This window comes from Microcystis sp. M_QC_C_20170808_M9Col, from assembly GCF_007095495.1.
Classification (GTDB): Bacteria; Cyanobacteriota; Cyanobacteriia; order Cyanobacteriales; family Microcystaceae; genus Microcystis; species Microcystis aeruginosa.
Genome location: NZ_SFBZ01000282.1, coordinates 15390 through 33585 on the forward strand (window position 1 = coordinate 15390; position 18196 = coordinate 33585).

An 18196-nucleotide genomic window follows, 5' to 3' on the forward strand; every position below is an offset into this window, starting at 1 on the left:
AACCAGGGAAGCCCCGAATTTGGTCTCCTGAAAAACTATGTGCTTGATGTTATATTTTCTACGACACGGACAAACGGCCTATAGCAAAACGGGAGGATACTGTGGTACTCCAGAAAATGACCCCGGTTTGACTGCCGAAGGCATCGAAATGGCCGAGGAATTCGCCGATGTCTATCGTTCTTTACCTTGGCGCGCGGCCTACGTCAGCCCCCTCCAAAGAGCTATTCAAACCGCTAAACCCCTCTGTGAAGCGGTGGGACTGAAATTAGAAATCCGCCAGGGATTACAAGAGATCGGTTATGGTCTTTGGGAAGGTATGCACCCCAACGATATCGATCGTCAATATCATGATCTCTATGTACGCTGGTTGACGGATCCGGCTTGGAATGCTCCCCCCAACGGAGAAAGGGGGATCGATATCGCCCGTCGTTCGGCGGCCGTTTTGGAGGAAATTGAACACACCCACAGTGATGGCAATATCCTGATTGTTTCCCACAAGGCCACCATCCGGATCATGCTCTGTAGTCTGATGGGTATCGATGTGGGCCGTTATCGCGATCGGTTTGAAATGCCCGTGGCCGCCGTCAGTATCGTCGAATTAGGCAGTCGTGGCCCGCTTTTCCATGGCATCGGTTTACGTTCCCACCTCAGTGAGTACCTGCGTTCTCTCCCCTGCACCTAATCAGGAGGCAGGAGACAGGAGACAGGAGACAGGAGACAGCTTTTTTCTCCCCACACCCCACACCCCACACCCCACACCCCACTTCCCCATCTCCCCACTTCCCCACACCCCACACCCCACACCCCACACCCCACTTCCCCATCTCCCCACTTCCCCATCTCCCCACTTCCCCACTTCCCCACTTCCCATTTATGCCCAAAATCCATCACTTTGAACTATTACCTTCCACTAATACTCAAGCTTGGCAATTATTAGAATCGGGGGAAAATCCGCCTTTTGTGGTGATTGCTAGTCAACAAAGTGCCGGGAGAGGACAATGGGGACGGGAGTGGATTTCTGAACCGGGAGGATTATATTTATCTTTGGCGTTAAATCTGGATTTAGAGGTAGATAAATCTGCCCATCTCGTTCTCGCTACAGTTTGGGGCATCGCTCATCACCTGAATTGTCAAGAAATACCCGTTAAAATCAAATGGCCGAACGATTTAGTCCTATTAGGGCGCAAACTAGGGGGAATTAACCTAGAAACCCGTATTCAGGGCCAAAACATCCCGCAAGCAGTCATCGGAGTGGGCATCAATTGGGCTAATCCCGTCCCCCCCACCGGCATTAATTTACAAGCTTTGGCCGGCAATAAAATCACCTCGATCGCTCAGTTAACCTCTCTCACCAGCGATGCTATCCTATACGGCTATGAATATTACTGTCATCGCGGCATAAAAGCTCTATTAGCTTCTTATTTAGAACTTTTTGCCAATTTTGGTCAAAAGATAGTTTTCGAGGGCTATCAGGGCATAATAACGGGGGTAAGCGATCAAGGGGAATTAAAAGTTAAATTAACTTCGGACAATGCCAGTAGCGAAATCTATCTACCGGCGGGTAGGGTCAGTCTCGGCTATAATTGATTCTAAATATTTTTTTGACTAAACTGTGAGAAGTGAGGCCGCCCTATGTATCCTTCATCGGTGATATTGAAACTTTTTCTCGGAAAATCCTTAAAAAAGAAGCTGAGTTTATGCAGTGGTCTCGGTTTAGTGATCAGCGGTCTGCTCACTCTTGCTCCCAATGCGATCGCTAATTCCGCAACCGGCGACGAAACCCCAGTAGTGGAAAATGCCGCCCCGACTCTGAAAGCCCCCGTTATCAAAGAAAATACTAATCCCGCCCCCCGTCTGGCTATCCCCGAAAACCATCAAACCGATATGCCTACCCTTGCCCCCCGGGCCGGCGGTAAAAATAATTTTATCGATACCAGAAACTTTAACCCCCCCAGTTCCGTTGTCGTCACCGAGCGCCGCAGTGGTTGCCAAACCATCGCCCAAAATGGTCAACTGGTAGGAGGTAGCTGTAATCTGGCGGCCCAGTCCCCCCGTCGTCAGCCGGTCAGCACTGTGGCCAAACCCTTACCCCCGGTTAATCTGGCCCGGGTGCGTCTCAATCCTAATCCAGCCGTGCGGGTAGGGCGGCGGTCTGCCAATCAGCCGGTTATCGCTAATAATTCCCCGCGTCGTTATGCCCCCACTCTCGTGGCCTCTAGCGCCCCGGTACGTCTGGCACCCCCGACGGTGATTGCCAGTCAGGTGGTAGCCCTCAATCCCCCCGAATGGAATGGCGTAAAATTAGCTTTGGCCCCCGTGACTCGCGCAGAAGTGGAAGCAATCAGCGAAGCGACCACCTATGAGCGGGCCACCCGTTTAAGTCCCACGGATTCTAACCAAACTCAACGCACCGATTTACTCTTTCCCCTCGCCCTTCCTGCCCAAATTACCTCGGTTTTTGGGTGGCGAAATCATCCAGTCAGCGGTAATCAGGCCATGCACGCGGGTACTGATTTAGGCGCAGCGATGGGAACGCCCGTACTAGCAGCCTACGCGGGGGAAGTGGCCACCGCCGACTGGTTAGGAGGTTACGGATTAACGGTGATTTTACGTCACCTCGATGGTACTCAAGAATCTCGTTATGCACACCTTTCGGAAATTACCGTCAAACCGGGAGAATGGGTGGAACAGGGCGCGGTTATCGGTCGTGTGGGTAGTACGGGACTTTCTACCGGTCCGCACCTACACTTTGAATGGCGACACCTAACCGAACAGGGTTGGACCGCCGTAGATGCCGGTTTACATCTAGAATTAGCCCTCGATAATCTGGTGCAGAGAATGGAAATGGCCGCAGCCACTGACTCTAATCAGAATTGATTTGTTTTGGGTTACAACTATAGCGGTTTTTGGAGCTTAAAAACGCATCGTTGAGCTTTTGCCCAATTGATGCGTTTCCATACATTCGCAGTCTCAGTAATACCAAATCCGGTTATTAAAAACTGATTATTTATTCTCCGTTTTGCCTTTCCTCATAGTGTTAATATTCGGTAATCTCATCCAATTGGAAAGGCAAGATTTGAGAAAAAAAGGAGAAGTTAAGGAACGCGGAGCATTCGGTCTTCGATTTCTTGCCAGAGGGTAGGGGAAATATTAACAGCCACTTTTTGGCAACTTAGCATTAATTCATTAACGTATAGATAATTTTGAAATATAGCGTTTCCCAATCTCATGAGGTACACCAAAATCTTAACTCCTGAATCCCGAATCCCGAATCCTGACTCCTGAATCCCGAATCCTGACTCCTGACTCCTCAAAACCTAAGACTCTGTACCTCACAACTATGGAAATTGCTATATAATCCAGTCAGGTGTTCTCCAAGAAGAGAACCGAATTGGACTTTCCTTATAAAAATCTAGAATTATTTTTTCATAAAATGCTGAGATTTGATCAAATTCTAATTGTCCTAGTATTTTTTTTGTAATTGAACTAATCAATGCAAAAATATGTGTTACTGTTTTTTCACTTGGCATTTGTTCACTGATTAACAAATGTCCATAATGTTTTTCATACAAAACATCAATACCAACATATTTTTGTATTAATTTATCTAATTGCTCAAGGAAAGGTTCGTCAAATTGTGGAGTATCATCTATGTAATTATTATACATACTTGAATGTATTTGATTGTAGCGGTTGGTAAAATATAGCGTTTCCCAATCTCATGAGGTACACCAAAATCTTAACTCCTGAATCCCGAATCCTGACTCCTGAATCCTGAATCCCCAATCCTGACGACCGGCTACTGACTCCTCAAAACCTAAGACTCTGTACCTCACAACTATGGGAATTGCTATAAATCCCTTTATTTAATCTGTCAAAAAGAATAATTGAGCGTTTTGCCGAGGGTTTAACCGATTCTTTTAATTCACCAGTTGCTTGCTCTACCCAAACAAGAAATTTAGATAATTTGGCATTCTTCGCATATTCCTGGGCTTCTTTCTCCATTGCTAAGCTGCCCGCGCATTTAAATTGCTTGTTGAGACGAGGCAAGAGGCAAGAGGCAAGAGGCAACAGTAAAGGGATTGGGGGAGATTCGGCTAATCTTAAGAATAAGTGCTTTAAATGCGCCGCCACTAACAAAAACACCTCTTGCCAACGAGTTTCTGTTACATGATTCTTAACTGCTTTTTCAATCAAATCATTATCATAGATATACTGAGCCGTGAGGTATTCCTGAAGGGTTAAAATTGAGTTAGCAACTACCAGAGGGAGTGTGGCTTCGCGCCGCCAATTTACGACTCCGTATATCATATTAAATCCGGTTATTAAAAACTGATTATTTATTCTCCCCTTTGCATGAGTGCCTCTTGCATGAGTGCCTCTCCTCATAACTAAGCTTAGACGCACTTACATTGCACTTTAATATCCTGGAACGCCTTGTAGATAGGGATACGAGTAGGAAACTTAAATGCGTCTAAGCTTAGCCTATGCTCAACGGATTTAGTCTCAAGTATAACTCCCAATCCCACTTGAAAAACCCGCTCCCTTATCTCCACTTCCCGCCCTCCTATACCTTGATTCTTCAACCTCAGCGATCGCCCACCCCCTTGATTATAAAGATTTGTTTAGCTTGACCAGAGGTTGATAGTGCATAGGCTAGGATGAATTTTAAATGGATTCAAAATGAATTTAAAATGAATTCAAGATGAGCCAATCTGGTGAACTGTCGTATTTTGATCATGGAGTTGCCATTTTGTGAGTAAGAAATGGTTCGCAGATAACAGTTTGTCGATCGGGCGGACTCCTCTAGTGCGCCTTAATCGAGTCGTTGGCAACACTCACGCCACGGTTCTGGCCAAGATTGAAGGTCGCAATCCAGCCTATTCAGTCAAATGTCGTATTGGCGCGGCCATGATCTGGGATGCGGAAGAACGGGGGCTATTAGGGCCGGGCAAAGAACTGGTGGAACCGACCAGTGGCAATACAGGCATTGCCCTAGCCTTTGTAGCCGCCGCTAAGGGGATTCCCCTGACCCTGACCATGCCTGAAACCATGAGCTTGGAGAGGCGCAAACTGTTGCTCGCTTATGGAGCCAATCTGGTGTTAACAGAAGGGACTAAAGGCATGACTGGAGCGGTGGCAAAGGCAGAAGAAATTGCCGCATCTAATCCCGATCGCTATGTGTTGTTACAACAGTTCCGCAATGCGGCCAATCCCCGCATCCACGAGGAAACCACCGGCCCTGAAATTTGGCAGGACACAGACGGGGCGATCGATATTCTCGTGTCGGGTGTGGGAACGGGCGGAACCATTACGGGAGTTTCGCGCTATATCAAAAAAACCCAAGGAAAACCGATTTTATCGGTAGCGGTGGAGCCAGAAGCCAGCCCCGTACTATCCCAAGCCCGGGCAGGTCAGCCCTTAAAGTCCGGCCCTCACAAAATTCAGGGCATTGGGGCGGGGTTTGTTCCCGAAGTTCTGGATTTATCCCTCGTGGATGGGATTGAAACCGTTTCCAACGAAGAGGCCATTCTTTATGCCCAACGGTTGGCCAAGGAAGAAGGGATTATCTCCGGCATTTCCTGCGGTGCCGCCGTCGCCGTCGCCGCTCGCTTGGCACAACAACCCGAACACCAAGGCAAAACCATAGTCGTGATTTTGCCAGATTCCGGAGAACGGTATTTGAGTTCCATCCTGTTCCAAGGGGTATTTAATGAGCAAGGGTTAGTGGCATGACGAGCGAGCATCCGAGCAGTTCTGGCGCTCTCTCCCAACCCACCTTGTCCTTGGATCTCGATGAAATTATCGCTCAATTGTCCAAACCTCGTGGCGAGTCGTTCCACAGTTGGTATCAATCACGAAGCCATTTCCCCTTGCCCTCCCGTGAGGCCTTATTTCGGATTGTCGATCGACTGCGTGCCGTTCTCTTTCCCTATCACTTTGGCAATCCCGATTTAGGCGAAACATCCAGCCGCTATTTTATCGGTCATACCCTCAATGAAGTCCTGCAACTGCTGCATCATCAGGTTTGTCGTGAACAGTGGTTGCTGGGGTCGCAGTTGCACTGGTCGTCAGACCAGATTGAGACGCACGCCCAAGGAACGGTACAAGCCTTTGCCACTCAATTACCCCATCTGAAAGCTCTACTGGAAACGGATATCACGGCGGCCTATCGAGGTGATCCGGCAGCCAGAAATTTAGATGAAGTGTTGTTTTGTTACCCCGGAGTAACGGCAATCACTTATCACCGCATTGCCCATGCCCTGTATCGGTTGGACTCGCCCCTGTTGGCGCGGATTATCAGTGAAATTGGCCATTCCTTAACGGGGATTGACATTCACCCCGGTGCGTCGATTGGCAATAGCTTCTTTATCGATCATGGGACGGGGGTTGTAATTGGGGCAACCACGGTGATTGGCGATCGCGTACGCCTTTACCAAGCGGTCACGCTCGGTGCGAAAAGCTTTCCCCGGGACGAATCGGGCAGTTTAATCAAAGGTCAACCCCGTCATCCGATTATTGAGGATGATGTGGTGATTTACTCAGGTGCAACGATTCTCGGTCGGGTAACTATCGGTCGGGGCGCCACCATCGGTGGAAATGTTTGGTTAACCCGCAGTGTGCCGCCGGGGGGTTTTGTCTCCCAGGCGCAACTACGACAGGAAATGTTTGATGACGGCTCTGGAATTTGAGGGGCTGTCCGGGCTGTGAATGTTCGGCCATAACAGTCGCTTTGTTACTTTTTTTTTTGAATTGGAGGATTTAACTCAATGACGTATAGCCAAGATCATGAATTGCAACTGGCTTTGGGAGATGCTGCCGCTCGGCAGTTGGCCAATGCCACAAAGACCGTTCCTCAGTTATTGACCATTTCACCCCGGTGGTTCGTTCGCCTCTTGCATTGGCTACCCGTTGAAGCGGGGATTTATCGTCTCAATAAAGTCAGGGATGCCTCCCGGGTTGAGGTGGCCTGCTCTGAACGAGATGAGCGGGAGCTGCCCGAAACCTTTGTGGATTACGAAGAGACCCCCCGGGAGTATTTCTTGAGTGCGGTGAATACGGTACTGGATGTTCACACTCGCGTGTCCGATCTCTACAGCAGTCCCCACGATCAGATCCATGAACAATTGCGCCTGACGATCGAAACCCTGAAGGAACGTCAAGAAAATGAGTTGATCAACAACCATGAGTACGGATTGCTCAACAATATTGTTGATTCCCAGAAAGTGCAACCTCGCAATGGTGCGCCCACGCCGGACGATTTGGATGAGTTGCTGGTGAAGGTGTGGAAAGAACCGGCATTTTTCCTCGCCCATCCTAAAGCGATCGCGGCCTTTGGCCGAGAAGCAACCCGACGGGGTGTACCCCCTGCTACGGTGTCATTATTCGGGTCTCAGTTTATTACCTGGCGGGGCGTGCCTTTGATTCCTTCCGATAAGTTGGCTGTGAATGAACAAGGCAAAACCAATATTTTGTTATTGCGGGTAGGAGAAAGCCGTCAAGGGGTGGTCGGTCTCTATCAGCCCAATTTACCCGGTCAACAGGGAGTTGGCTTGTCGGTGCGATTTATGGGGATTAGTCGCAAGGCGATCGCCTCTTACCTGGTCTCCCTCTACTGTTCGTTGGCAGTGTTGACCGACGATGCGGCGGCCGTACTGGAGAACGTTGATGTCAACCAATACCACATCTACGACTATGACTAACCCTGAACTGATCCCTGAAAAGGCGGGGGGGAATCTACCCTCTGTATCCCCGCCCACGACTGCCCTAACTGAGGTCGAGAACATTTCTCTTAACCCCTTATTCCAACCTGACCTTCTTGAGCATCTCGCCCAGACGATAATTCAAGAACTACAACGGCACGACCTTAAGGCCGAGGTGGCGAAGGGGTTGAGTACAGATCGGGATTATCTGGTGCCATCCGCCGCGGCGATTCCCCCAACCCTGGACTTGCCGGCTACCCCCGCAACCTCCCCAGCTACTGTGGGCGAACGGCCCACAGTTCCCTTGGCTGTACCCTTAGCAACCCCCTCTTTCTACTTCATTGAGGAGTTAGAAACAAAAATCCCCGACCTTCCGGCGGTAGTGGCCAAGCCTGAACAGCTTGTTCCTGTCGCGGCGTTCTCGCGTAGCGAGCGCTTTGCGATCGATCCCCTTTTTGTCCCCCATGCCAGCGGGCGAAGCGTTCAACGACCCAGTTTCTTTGATGTTCATACCGTTCGCCTGGATTTTCCCATCCTGCAAGAACGGGTGAATGGCAAACCGCTGATCTGGTTCGACAATGCCGCAACAACTCAAAAGCCCCAAGCAGTCATCGATCGCCTCGTTCATTTCTACAGCCATGAAAATTCCAATGTGCATCGTGCCGCCCATGAATTAGCGGCTCGCTCCACAGATGCTTACGAAGCGGCCAGAGAAACGGTACGCCGTTTTCTCAATGCCTCATCTGCCAACGAAATCATTTTCGTGCGGGGGACAACGGAAGGCATTAATCTGGTGGCAAAAAGCTGGGGACAACAAACCCTACAAGCGGGGGATGAGATTGTCCTCACCCATCTAGAACACCATGCCAATATTGTGCCTTGGCAGCAACTAGCCGCCCAAAAGGGAGCAAAGTTGCGGGTTGTCCCCGTGGATGACCACGGGCAGATTTTACTGGCAGAGTATCAACAATTACTCAACTCCCGCACAAAACTGGTGGCTTTTTCCCATGTTTCCAATGCCTTGGGAACCATTACCCCCGCCAAACAAATCATTGACTTAGCCCATCGGGTCGGAGCTAAAGTCTTGTTAGATGGCGCTCAATCGGTTTCCCACATTCCGATCGATGTTCAACAATTAGGGTGTGATTGGTTCGTCTTTTCCGGGCATAAAGTCTTTGGTCCGACAGGGATCGGGGTACTTTATGGTCAAGAAGACCTGTTGAATGCCACGGTTCCCTGGCAAAGCGGCGGCAACATGATCGTGGATGTGACGTTTGAGCGCACCGTGTATCAGGCGGCTCCCACTCGCTTCGAGGCCGGAACGGGCAATATTGCCGATGCCGTTGGCTTAGGGACGGCCTTGGATTATGTTCAGCAGATTGGTTTGACCACCATTGCCAATTATGAGCATGAACTTCTGGAGTACGCCACTGCGGGACTGACAACCATTCCGGGCCTGCGTTTGATTGGGACGGCAGCCGATAAGGCCGGCGTGCTTTCCTTTGTGCTGGAGGGATTTGATGTGGAAGTCATTGGACAGGCCCTGAATCGGGAAGGGATTGCCGTGCGGGCAGGCCATCACTGCGCTCAACCCATTCTGCGACGCTTTGGTCTTGAGGCAACGGTGCGCCCTTCCTTGGCTTTCTACAATACTAAAGCCGAGGTGGATGCGCTGGTGGCCGCGTTGGAACGTTTGCAACACGAATAAACTGACTGGAATGGGTGGGGCAGCTTGTACACCTATTCCAGTTCCCCCTAAACTGCCACCTATTTAGGGTCTGCTGAAAAAGTTTGTTGGTGGGGTTAGGGTGTGGGGTGTGGGGTGTAGGGTTTTACCGATTTTCATCTGGTCAATTACCTAATTTTCAGGGAAAAAGTGCCTAAATTTCCCCCCCCGATCACCCCAAGGTCTGGCACTTTTTGATTTCAGCAAACCCTATTTAAAATGTATAGGAGGGTGGGGAGTGGGTTTTTCAAGTTGGATTGGGAGTTAATCATCCTATTAAAAACGGATTTGTCTAACTTTCCTAGGAAGGCTGATGAGGATTTTTCCAAATCTTCATCAATAATGCCGGCTAAATTATGGTAGATAAATACTCCACTACAATCTGGCACTAATAATTTTTGATCATTAATTCTCTGCCAGATGCCGCCGCTCCTTGTTTATAGTTATTCATGCCATACTGAAGATTCCACTCGATAATATGGGCAAAATCAAAGAGTTTTCTGATCTCTGGACAATCATCGTAGGTAATTAACCATTTAGCCTGACATTGACGCATATTATCGGCAAAGCGTTGATGATCGAAGTTGGTATGTAAATTACCTCTTACGCCGTACAAACGGGATTTTGTGGCACTATAGTAGGGTGGATCGAGAAAGATAAAAACTTCTTTTCCCTCAGCAAATAATAATTCTTCGTAGTCTTGGTTAGTAATTTTTACCGATGCTAATAGGGGCGCAATTTGAGTTAATCTGGCAATTGATGAATCAGTAAATCTACTGGTAAAAGCCGCTTGGGAATAACCACCCGAATCCACTGTTCCCGAAAAAGTAATCCGATTTAAGATAAAAAAACGCACCGCCTTCTCAAAGTCGGTTAACTTTAAATCTTCCCTTGTCAAATCTTGAAATAATTCTCGTCCGCTATCATATTTCTGTTTAATTTCTGTTATTTTTGCTACTAATAACTCAATATTTTCTTGAGCGCATTGCCAGAAACAATATAAATCATAATTTAAGTCATTAATCCAATAGGTTTTTATTTGTTGTCCAAAGAGTTGCTTAACAGCAAAAAATACAGAACCCCCACCAAAAAAAGGTTCTCGATATTCCCTGATATTGACAGGAATTTGCGGCAGAATTTGCTTAATTGCCCGGGATTTCCCCCCGGGATAACGCAAGGGACTTTTAATTTTTGACATTTTATACTAAATCCGTTTATTAAAGACTGATTATCTATTCCCCCTTTCGCCTCTTGCATGAGTGCCTGTCCTGATATGTAGCCTATACCCATAAGAATTCCATTTAATTCCACATTTAGGACTCGTATCCTAAGGTTAGCAAAACCACTTCTTCCAATTGGGCAATTATTTCGGGACTCAGTTGTCCCAGTGTGCGGATCAAACGAGTTTTATCCAGCACTCTCATCTGAAAACATAGGGCAACAGAATCTTGGCCGAGTCCACCATTACCCTGTTCTATCAGTAAGCATATAGGCAAAGCAGCGCGACGTTGGTTGGTGGTGAGCGGAATAGCAATGATCGTAGTTGAGAACTGGGAAACAAGGTCATTCTGGAAAATGATGACGGGACGAATGCCCGCTTGTTCAGAACCTTGAGTTGGATTGAGGTCGGCTAACCAGACTTCACCCCGTTTCAGAGGATTAGTCATCATTGATCTTCTTGATGGAGTATTACTGCATAGTCATTCATACCTTCTTCAGCAAAGGCGCGATCTTCATCAGCAAACTCCGCAAACAGATCGGCCAGTTGCATTGGATCGAGAACAGCCCGATGACGCTGACTGCGAAACTTTAAGAAGGCAATAAAATCAGCCACTTGCTGAAGCTGATTATCAGTCAGTCGATCCAAGTCTTGCTTAAGAGCTTCAGCGCTTACTGGCATAGGAAGAAAAAACATTCCGACCTCCCCATTATAAGGGATCCTGGCCAACAGCCGTCTTCAACAAACCCCCATGAGTCCCTGAGTGCGTAGCGGGGTAGGGAGGACGTTCAGACGCTTTGAGCGATCGCTTGTTGGAGCAGTTCAGTCATAATTCAATAGGGAAAAATCCCAATGTCGATAATTTCCTATCCCACTTGTTAGACAAGCTAATCTACAAGGTAGTCGGCAAGAAATCGGCTAACATCTTTAATCATGTCAGAAACATCTTGAACTGTAAATTCATCCTGTTTTCCATGGGCAGCGCTATTACGAATATCTGCGATCGCTGTTATTCGCTTTTGATTAAGTTTGTTATATACACCAGCTTTTGCCAATTCGGAATTCATTTTATCTAACTTCCCATGCGGAATCCCACTTCTATCACATAACTCTCGCAATGCCGTCTCTAACACAACTCCTGCAATCACAGCCGCAGCGGTATAATAACCACTAGAAAAAAGCTCATTTGCTTGTTCAAGCTCAGAATCAAAAACTTCGGCTTGAACCAGTGTTTTAATAGACGAGAGATAACCACCCTCAAAATCTTCTTTTGCTGCCAAAAATACCGCTTTAAATGCCTTAAATATCTCATAAGTTGGATAATACCTGTTCTCTTCTTCCCGCTCAAATTGTTTGAAGTGCTGAGAATCTTCACCACAAACTTTAGACAATAAGTTTTTTACTTTTACCTTCCAGCTTAAAAGTAAGTAGCTATCGATGACTTCATTGGTGCCGCCAATTCTCTCTGTTCGGAGAACTTTTTTAGAAGATTCCAATTGGGATGCTTGCTCCTCTAGCTCTTCAAATCGCTGCTTAAAAACTTCTTTCAACGTCATAAGTAGGTAGGTGTTAAAAATTATCATATACCACCCTTATCAAGGAGGCAGGGGGGATCAAAGACAAAATCTATCTTCAATTTAATTATAACCACTTACTTAACCTTAAAAGAATTGAATTCCGTCTAACGACCAAGTTAGTCCTCGTGCTTCTCCCCCGACTTCTACTTACTCTGTCTAGCTTGACTAACTTTTAGCCATGCAAAGATTTGTTGTGGAGTCAGTGTTAACTGAACCCCTGCAATTACCTTAAGTTGGTGATCTCCTCTGCAAACTTCCGGCTCTTGTTGGGGAGTAAACATTAAAACAGAATAATCATCTGGATCAAGCATCCATCCTAATTTACTGCCGTGTTTTAAACAATGTAAAATGTTGTCAATTACACGGTTTACCTTTTGATCCGGTGAAAGAATTTCGATAGTCCAATCAGGTGCTTCCCTAAAGTCGTCCTCTGGTTCACCTGCTTGATTGAGGTTAATTCGATTCCATGCAATTACGGCAACATCAGGAACGATCGAACGCTCGCCGAAGGTACATCGCAACTCAGGTAAGGCTGTATAATCAACAGTGTGGCTGTCAACCGCAGCTAAAAGACGTTTTTGCAGGATAGAGTGTCGAGTCTTAGGCATGGGTTTCTGAATTGCGACTCCATGCAAGTATTCCCATGCTGGAGAATCCTCCAAATATGGCAATTTGAGGAAATCTTCAAGGGTGAGACTCTCAGTCAAGGAAGTCGTCATCGGTTCAAGCAAAGGTTTTTTTGTGACTTTATTATAAATGAACTTTATCTGGGTTTCTTACCCACGATTCAGGTATATTTGAGGAGCATTTGCCCTCTCAATCAAATGGGTCGATTTATTAACTATTCTGACTGACTGGTATCACTGGAAATGCCCACGGGGATCACAAAATTGGCCAATTGTCAATAGCTTTTCAGATGCTCTCACCTTGGTTTTGGTGCTTCCCACTCTTCCTTTTCTAGTTCTTTAGCAAAGTGATTAAATATTAACCCAACTTCTTCCCATCCTAACCCTTCTTCTCGACTTATTTCTTCGACACTAGAATTTTTTACTCTCTCATAAATCATCGATTCATAGCGGATTGTATGATGCTGTCTTAATCTCATAAAACTCAATCTTTCGCTAATATATTTCTGGCACTTTTGACAATGAAACTGGCGGCGTGGTACTTCTAAATATACCAGATTGCCTAATATTGATAAATCTCTGACTAGATTGTACTCAGTCTGATTGATTCTGTCCAATATTTGATGACAATTCGGACATTCAATTGTTTCATTTAAAAGAGCGAGCTTTAGGAAAATTGTCTGATCAATTTTTTGATAATTGACCACTGTTACATTTGGTAAATCGAGGAGTTGATCAAAATTTATCCACATAACCCACCTCCTGTCCTGTATTACTATTATACTATGCTCACAGAGAACCTAGAAGAGCCAAATTTGCCTGTAGTGGTTATGCAAAGATATTGCCCATAATCTACGGTGTTTTTGGAGAAGATGTTGGTGAAGAGTTTGTCGGAACAGGAGAGCTTTGTAAAGGTGAGGTTGTCTTTAAAGAGTCGATTTTTGATACAAAAGTATAATAGGATACAACATTTGTTCCTATAATAGTTGTCAATGCCAAAAATAAAGTAATCATATTATTCCTAAAATAACTTTCAACAGATCCCTCGATCTTTGATACCTGTTGGCTTAGTTTGTTAAAATCATCTTTAGAAACCAAAGGGCTTGTTGAATTTGACAACTCCCTTCTAATAACTTCTAAGCTTGGCAGCTCTTTTACTTTGTCATTAATTCTATCTAAATCTAACTCCCGAATTCTCGTAAGAGATGTCTCTAGAAGTCCTAGAGATTTACCTTGATTGTCAAATTTTTCTGCAAAAATTTGAAACCTCTCCTTGAGATTTTCGTCAATACCACTAGAATATTGTTTGAAACGATCTGTTTCTTTCTTAAATTCATCTAGTTGTTTCTCAATAGATCGAACAGAGCCATTCGCTTCGCTAATGAGTCTTTCATATCTTTCGGTAGCAGCTTTCCACAAAGCAGACTGAGTTTCTAGCTGACCGGCCGTATAAGTCAGGTTAGTCTCCACACTCTGAAGTTTTTCCGTAACGGCCTGCATAGCTCCTCGCAAGCTTTCTAAGAGTTGAATTCGCTCTTCTTCTGTCGGCTTAGTTGTCATGTCTTTGCGGTCACAATCATAATTGTATTAAAATTTTCCCATTATAGCACATTTATAGGTCAAGTTAGCTGTCGATATTTCCCTTTAACTGACCCGAAACCAGAACTAGGCGCATCACTACTCACTAGACTGACTGGAATCTGCCTAATATCTCGTCTAGGGTGGTTAGACCGACAAAGCACATCCAAGACCCCTTGAGCGTGATTAGACCGATACATTCTGTCTAAGCTCCCCTTTCAGAGCGATTGGACCGACAACTTCAGTGTACTTCCAATAGCGAACAACGACTAACAAAGTTGATACTATTTCACGAAGATGTTCGCAGCCATAACCAATTAGATTAACGATCTACTTAACTGTTGGTTTGCGGAATTTGGAAGGAGAAGGAAAATATTCTACTCGTTCATTTTTAAGAGCTTGTGCCATAAAATCGCGCCAAATGGGAGCGGCAAAACCGCCACCGGTGATACCTTTACCTAAAGTGCGATTTTGGTCATCTCCAATCCATACTGCTGTGGCTAATTGGGGAACATAACCAACAAACCAGACATTTTTCTCGTTATCGGTAGTACCGGTTTTTCCCGCTGCCGGACGACCGATTTGGGCCGAAGTGGCTGTTCCCCCTTGAATAACTCCCTGTAGGACAGAATTGAGAGAAGCGGTGGCCCAGGGATCTAAAACTAGCTTCGGTTTGGGTGTATTATCGAGCATGACGTTACCCCGGCTATCGGTAACACGCATGATAAAGGTAGGCTTAGAATGCCAGCCATTACTGGCAAAAGTAGCGTAGGCCCCCGCCATTTCCAGAGGAGTCACATCCACCGATCCCAAAGGTAAAGAGGTCACGGCAATTAAAGGACTCTCGAAACCCAGCAGACGACAGACTTCAATGACTTTATTCAACCCGACGCGACGACCGAGAATAACTGCGGGAATATTCAGAGACTGCATCAGAGCGCTACGCAGGGAAACTTGACCAGAATAGCCGCCACCGTAGTTTTTTGGGCTATAGAAGCCGCCGGCCTCGCGAAAACGTATGGGAGCATCATTAACCACCGTTTCGGGGGTAAAACGACCACTAGCGAAGGCAGTATAATAGACAAAAGGTTTAAAAGCTGACCCCGGTTGACGACGGGATTGGATGGCCCGGTTTAATTGACTTTTATTGTAATCAACGCCACCGACGAGCGCCTTGACGAAATGGGTGCGGGGATCCACCGCGACTAGAGAAATTTGTAGGTCTTTGGTGCGAATACCGCGACGACGCAAGCTATTATAGGCCCGTTGGATGGTGGACTCGGCCATGTTTTGAAAGTCGAGATCGATCGTGGTTTGAATCCGCATTCCCCCTTTAATTAGGGTTTCTTTGCCAAATTTTTGCCGCAATTCTGCCACCACTGCATCGGTAACGTAGGGTAATTTACTTTCTTGCCAAGCGGTGGGTTTACCCAGTTTCAGAGGTTCCTTTAAAGCGGCCTCTTCCTGTGCGGGGGTAATCCAACCTAAGCTACGCATCCGACTGAGAACCAGTGCCTGTCTTTCCTTGGCGGTTTTATAATTATTAAAAGGACTATAAACTTCCGGCGCTTGGATTAATCCCGCCATCATCGCCGATTCTGCTAAATTTAACTGGGCAGCGGGTTTATTAAAATAACTTTTAGCGGCGGTTTGCACTCCGTAATTATTATGACCCCAATAGATATTATTGAGGTACATTTCCAGAATGTCATTTTTGCTAAAAACCTGTTCCACTCGTACTGCCAGGACTGCCTCGGCTAATTTACGGCTAACGGTGCGCTGATGGGAAAGAAAGATATTTTTGACTAACTGCATGGTGATAGTAGATGCACCTTCCACCACACCGCCACTTTTCCAGTTAGCGACTACTGCCCGACCGATACTATTAGGATTAATACCACGATGGTGATAAAAATGGCTATCTTCGATCGCCATCACGGCGCGTTTCAGATTGGGAGATATTTGATCGAGTTCCACCACTTCCCGATTCGCTTCTCCGTGTAAGCTGGTCAGGGGTCTGCCTTTAACATCGTAGATATAACTGGTTTCCGTGGGGACGTAACCGCGTAAAATCCTCACATCGGGTAGATTGCGGTAACTAATCGCTAATCCTACCACAGCCCCCGTCACCACGGCCGTGGATACCATCAACAGGCCGAGAACAGTTCCCCCTGCGACTCTGGAGACTCCTTGGAAAAAGCTATCCGAGTCACTACTAGGTTTCTGCTCTTTGTCTTGATTGCCGAGGGTACTGGTGGACACGATGGTTACAATTTCCTTTTTCCAAGAGGGGACTGATCGATCGAACTGACTTGAAAGTCTATTCTAAAGGTTTTGTTAAAAAATCGAATACTAGCTTACAGCAATTATGGCCGATCTGGCTCTAGTTTCGATCGGTCATGACAGCGCGATTCGGGGCAGCATAGTTAGGTATCAGGGACAAAACAGGGTATCGCGGGTATTTCTGCCAGTTATGGGGTTAGTTCCTGTGGCTATCTCACAAAGATATTTTTCCACATCGGAGCGAATAATTGCATCGGTAAAATCGGCCCCGTCGATAATTGCACCTTTGATTAAAATGTTAGTGGCAAAAGCTCCTTCGAGAACGGCATTGGTAAAGTTGGCTCTGGTTAAACGGGCCGATTCTAAATCCACATTTCTCATATTGGCATCGCTAAAGTTGGCCCCCTCCAAGTTGGCAGAAAAAAAGCGTACTCCTTCCAGGTTGGCACGACTGAAGTTACTACCGCGCAGATTAGAGTGATCGAAGGTGGAATCGCGCAAATCCTGCCCCGCAAAGTCGTTATCGGTCAAATTGCGGTTATTATAACTTAGCGCTTGGGCCGGAGCCACAGAGAATAATAATACTAATATACTAGCAACCAAGGTTAGTAGAGTTTTGCGAGAAAATTGCGCCATATTGCCACCTGATCAATCAACCTTTTCTATAATAAGCTGTACTGGATTTAAACCGCCTATCGGGAATTTTAGTACAAATGCTCGAACTACCCACCCCCCTATAGTTTCTAAACAGGATTGATGATCATCCCCGAAAATCACCTCATTACCTTGCACTGGTTGAATTGACAATTATCCCCGGATTTACCAAGAGCGATCGATCTGCTAGATTTTTGATGTTGGATATCTTAGATAGATATGGCTGGTCATCGAAAATTTGGGTCTGAAACCCCGCCGTTTTAGGTTGGCTTTACTGTTAAATATTAGCACATTTACGAAATATATGCTAAAACGTGAGGTATGGAAAAAGCCTATTCGTTTCGATTTTACCCAACACCCGAACAAGAGTCGCTATTGCGGCGCACTTCGGTTTGTCTTATGCAACGTACAGGATTATAAGGAATGAAACTCTTATAGAGAAAGACATTTGGCGATTTTTGTCAATTGTTTTTGATCTAGAGCGAACTAATCAATTAAGTCTCTTGCCAGATAAGGATTTAGTCGATTTATGCTCCCCTATCGAACCATACCAAGTAACGAAGAGCCGAAAGAGTAGGCTACGCTCAAACTTCTTCAATGCTAACCGAGTGGAAAAAGCAAGAAGAATTAAACTTTCTCAATGAAGTTAGCTGTGTACCTTTACAACAAGGGTTAAGACATTTACAAACAGCTTTCACTAATTTCTTTGCTGGTCGTACTAAGTATCCTAGCTTTAAGAAAAAACATCAAGGAGGAAGTGCCGAATTTACCAAATCTGCTTTTAAATTCAAAGACAGACAAATCTATTTAGCTAAATGCACAGAACCTTT

17 protein-coding genes and 4 pseudogenes are annotated in these 18196 nt (G+C 46.1%); 9 read left to right on the top strand and 12 right to left on the bottom strand.

All coding sequences use genetic code 11. From position 1 onward, the window contains the following. Nucleotides 1-37: 37 nt before the first annotated feature. The 3 genes from EWV68_RS18010 (at nucleotide 38) to EWV68_RS18020 (ending at nucleotide 2877) form a co-directional block, all read left to right on the top strand. Complete coding sequence (locus EWV68_RS18010) at nucleotides 38-682, top strand: histidine phosphatase family protein (protein WP_002759710.1); 645 nt, start codon at nucleotides 38-40, stop codon at nucleotides 680-682. 191 nt (nucleotides 683-873) lie between these two features. Beyond that, nucleotides 874-1587 carry a biotin--[acetyl-CoA-carboxylase] ligase gene (locus EWV68_RS18015; protein ID WP_061431227.1) on the top strand — a complete coding sequence of 238 codons (714 nt, stop codon included), beginning with the start codon at nucleotides 874-876 and terminating at the stop codon, nucleotides 1585-1587. Nucleotides 1588-1632: 45 nt separating this feature from the next. Further along, on the top strand, nucleotides 1633-2877 hold the full coding sequence (locus EWV68_RS18020) for a M23 family metallopeptidase (RefSeq protein WP_287170600.1): 1245 nt from the start codon (nucleotides 1633-1635) through the stop codon (nucleotides 2875-2877). A 218-nt stretch (nucleotides 2878-3095) separates the two neighbouring features. Here EWV68_RS18020 and EWV68_RS22135 read toward each other — a convergent pair. From EWV68_RS22135 to EWV68_RS18030, 3 genes and pseudogenes are all read right to left on the bottom strand, one after another. Then, nucleotides 3096-3200: pseudogene (locus EWV68_RS22135) on the bottom strand (NACHT C-terminal helical domain 2-containing protein); the annotation flags it as partial. A 150-nt stretch (nucleotides 3201-3350) separates the two neighbouring features. Continuing rightward, the gene (locus EWV68_RS18025; protein ID WP_061431229.1) at nucleotides 3351-3668 is read right to left on the bottom strand and encodes a hypothetical protein; all 318 of its coding nucleotides are present in this window, start codon (nucleotides 3666-3668) and stop codon (nucleotides 3351-3353) included. A 142-nt stretch (nucleotides 3669-3810) separates the two neighbouring features. Then, the gene (locus EWV68_RS18030) at nucleotides 3811-4311 is read right to left on the bottom strand and encodes a hypothetical protein (RefSeq protein WP_287170612.1); all 501 of its coding nucleotides are present in this window, start codon (nucleotides 4309-4311) and stop codon (nucleotides 3811-3813) included. Between the two features lie 444 nt (nucleotides 4312-4755). Between EWV68_RS18030 and cysK the strand changes: the two genes are divergently transcribed. The 4 genes from cysK to EWV68_RS18050 all read left to right on the top strand — a co-directional run bounded on the left by cysK (nucleotide 4756) and on the right by EWV68_RS18050 (nucleotide 9411). After that, nucleotides 4756-5736, top strand: a complete 981-nt coding sequence (cysK, locus tag EWV68_RS18035; RefSeq protein ID WP_287170601.1) for a cysteine synthase A — start codon at nucleotides 4756-4758, stop codon at nucleotides 5734-5736. Continuing rightward, entirely contained in the window at nucleotides 5733-6692 is a 960-nt protein-coding gene (epsC, locus tag EWV68_RS18040) for a serine O-acetyltransferase EpsC (protein ID WP_287170602.1), read from the top strand. The genes cysK and epsC overlap by 4 nt, the downstream gene beginning before the upstream one ends. Before the next feature lie 78 nt (nucleotides 6693-6770). Continuing rightward, entirely contained in the window at nucleotides 6771-7703 is a 933-nt protein-coding gene (locus EWV68_RS18045) for a family 2A encapsulin nanocompartment shell protein (protein ID WP_061431234.1), read from the top strand. Beyond that, nucleotides 7669-9411, top strand: a complete 1743-nt coding sequence (locus tag EWV68_RS18050; protein WP_287170604.1) for a family 2A encapsulin nanocompartment cargo protein cysteine desulfurase — start codon at nucleotides 7669-7671, stop codon at nucleotides 9409-9411. Before EWV68_RS18045 ends, EWV68_RS18050 begins: the two co-directional genes overlap by 35 nt. 406 nt (nucleotides 9412-9817) lie before the next feature. On the opposite strand, the gene EWV68_RS18055 is transcribed toward EWV68_RS18050, so the two are convergent. The 9 genes and pseudogenes from EWV68_RS18055 to EWV68_RS18095 form a co-directional block, all read right to left on the bottom strand. Continuing rightward, a complete protein-coding gene (locus EWV68_RS18055) occupies nucleotides 9818-10627 on the bottom strand; it encodes a DNA adenine methylase (protein ID WP_287170605.1) in 810 nt (269 codons plus the stop codon). Nucleotides 10628-10742: 115 nt separating this feature from the next. Next, the gene (locus tag EWV68_RS18060; protein WP_002760242.1) at nucleotides 10743-11099 is read right to left on the bottom strand and encodes a type II toxin-antitoxin system PemK/MazF family toxin; all 357 of its coding nucleotides are present in this window, start codon (nucleotides 11097-11099) and stop codon (nucleotides 10743-10745) included. Further along, the gene (locus EWV68_RS18065; RefSeq protein WP_150975293.1) at nucleotides 11096-11344 is read right to left on the bottom strand and encodes a hypothetical protein; all 249 of its coding nucleotides are present in this window, start codon (nucleotides 11342-11344) and stop codon (nucleotides 11096-11098) included. Before EWV68_RS18065 ends, EWV68_RS18060 begins: the two co-directional genes overlap by 4 nt. Nucleotides 11345-11535: 191 nt before the next feature. Beyond that, nucleotides 11536-12204 (bottom strand): DUF4145 domain-containing protein, encoded by a 669-nt coding sequence (locus EWV68_RS18070; protein ID WP_287170606.1) that lies wholly within the window; start codon nucleotides 12202-12204, stop codon nucleotides 11536-11538. Nucleotides 12205-12368: 164 nt separating this feature from the next. After that, nucleotides 12369-12944 carry a Uma2 family endonuclease gene (locus EWV68_RS18075; RefSeq protein WP_061431414.1) on the bottom strand — a complete coding sequence of 192 codons (576 nt, stop codon included), beginning with the start codon at nucleotides 12942-12944 and terminating at the stop codon, nucleotides 12369-12371. Between the two features lie 212 nt (nucleotides 12945-13156). Further along, a pseudogene (locus EWV68_RS18080) lies at nucleotides 13157-13603 on the bottom strand (transposase family protein); the annotation flags it as partial. A 100-nt stretch (nucleotides 13604-13703) separates the two neighbouring features. After that, complete coding sequence (locus EWV68_RS18085; RefSeq protein WP_287170607.1) at nucleotides 13704-14411, bottom strand: hypothetical protein; 708 nt, start codon at nucleotides 14409-14411, stop codon at nucleotides 13704-13706. Nucleotides 14412-14759: 348 nt separating this feature from the next. After that, nucleotides 14760-16691 carry a transglycosylase domain-containing protein gene (locus EWV68_RS18090; RefSeq protein WP_287170609.1) on the bottom strand — a complete coding sequence of 644 codons (1932 nt, stop codon included), beginning with the start codon at nucleotides 16689-16691 and terminating at the stop codon, nucleotides 14760-14762. Nucleotides 16692-16862: 171 nt separating this feature from the next. Next, nucleotides 16863-17348: a pentapeptide repeat-containing protein gene (locus EWV68_RS18095; RefSeq protein ID WP_061431240.1), complete on the bottom strand. Its 486-nt coding sequence runs from the start codon at nucleotides 17346-17348 to the stop codon at nucleotides 16863-16865. Nucleotides 17349-17687: 339 nt separating this feature from the next. On the opposite strand from EWV68_RS18095, the pseudogene EWV68_RS22140 reads away from it, so the two are divergent. Both EWV68_RS22140 and EWV68_RS18110 read left to right on the top strand, forming a co-directional pair. Beyond that, a pseudogene (locus tag EWV68_RS22140) lies at nucleotides 17688-17818 on the top strand (helix-turn-helix domain-containing protein); the annotation flags it as partial. A 102-nt stretch (nucleotides 17819-17920) separates the two neighbouring features. Further along, nucleotides 17921-18196, top strand: a pseudogene (locus tag EWV68_RS18110) (RNA-guided endonuclease TnpB family protein); the annotation flags it as partial.

Coding starts and splice junctions, on each gene's coding strand:
- EWV68_RS18010 (WP_002759710.1), top strand. CDS start 38: ATGTGCTTGATGTTATATTTTCTACGACACGGACAAACGGCCTATAGC.
- EWV68_RS18015 (WP_061431227.1), top strand. CDS start 874: ATGCCCAAAATCCATCACTTTGAACTATTACCTTCCACTAATACTCAA.
- EWV68_RS18020 (WP_287170600.1), top strand. CDS start 1,633: ATGTATCCTTCATCGGTGATATTGAAACTTTTTCTCGGAAAATCCTTA.
- EWV68_RS18025 (WP_061431229.1), bottom strand. CDS start 3,668: ATGTATAATAATTACATAGATGATACTCCACAATTTGACGAACCTTTC.
- EWV68_RS18030 (WP_287170612.1), bottom strand. CDS start 4,311: ATGATATACGGAGTCGTAAATTGGCGGCGCGAAGCCACACTCCCTCTG.
- epsC (WP_287170602.1), top strand. CDS start 5,733: ATGACGAGCGAGCATCCGAGCAGTTCTGGCGCTCTCTCCCAACCCACC.
- EWV68_RS18045 (WP_061431234.1), top strand. CDS start 6,771: ATGACGTATAGCCAAGATCATGAATTGCAACTGGCTTTGGGAGATGCT.
- EWV68_RS18050 (WP_287170604.1), top strand. CDS start 7,669: ATGTCAACCAATACCACATCTACGACTATGACTAACCCTGAACTGATC.
- EWV68_RS18055 (WP_287170605.1), bottom strand. CDS start 10,627: ATGTCAAAAATTAAAAGTCCCTTGCGTTATCCCGGGGGGAAATCCCGG.
- EWV68_RS18060 (WP_002760242.1), bottom strand. CDS start 11,099: ATGATGACTAATCCTCTGAAACGGGGTGAAGTCTGGTTAGCCGACCTC.
- EWV68_RS18065 (WP_150975293.1), bottom strand. CDS start 11,344: ATGTTTTTTCTTCCTATGCCAGTAAGCGCTGAAGCTCTTAAGCAAGAC.
- EWV68_RS18070 (WP_287170606.1), bottom strand. CDS start 12,204: ATGACGTTGAAAGAAGTTTTTAAGCAGCGATTTGAAGAGCTAGAGGAG.
- EWV68_RS18075 (WP_061431414.1), bottom strand. CDS start 12,944: ATGACGACTTCCTTGACTGAGAGTCTCACCCTTGAAGATTTCCTCAAA.
- EWV68_RS18085 (WP_287170607.1), bottom strand. CDS start 14,411: ATGACAACTAAGCCGACAGAAGAAGAGCGAATTCAACTCTTAGAAAGC.
- EWV68_RS18095 (WP_061431240.1), bottom strand. CDS start 17,348: ATGGCGCAATTTTCTCGCAAAACTCTACTAACCTTGGTTGCTAGTATA.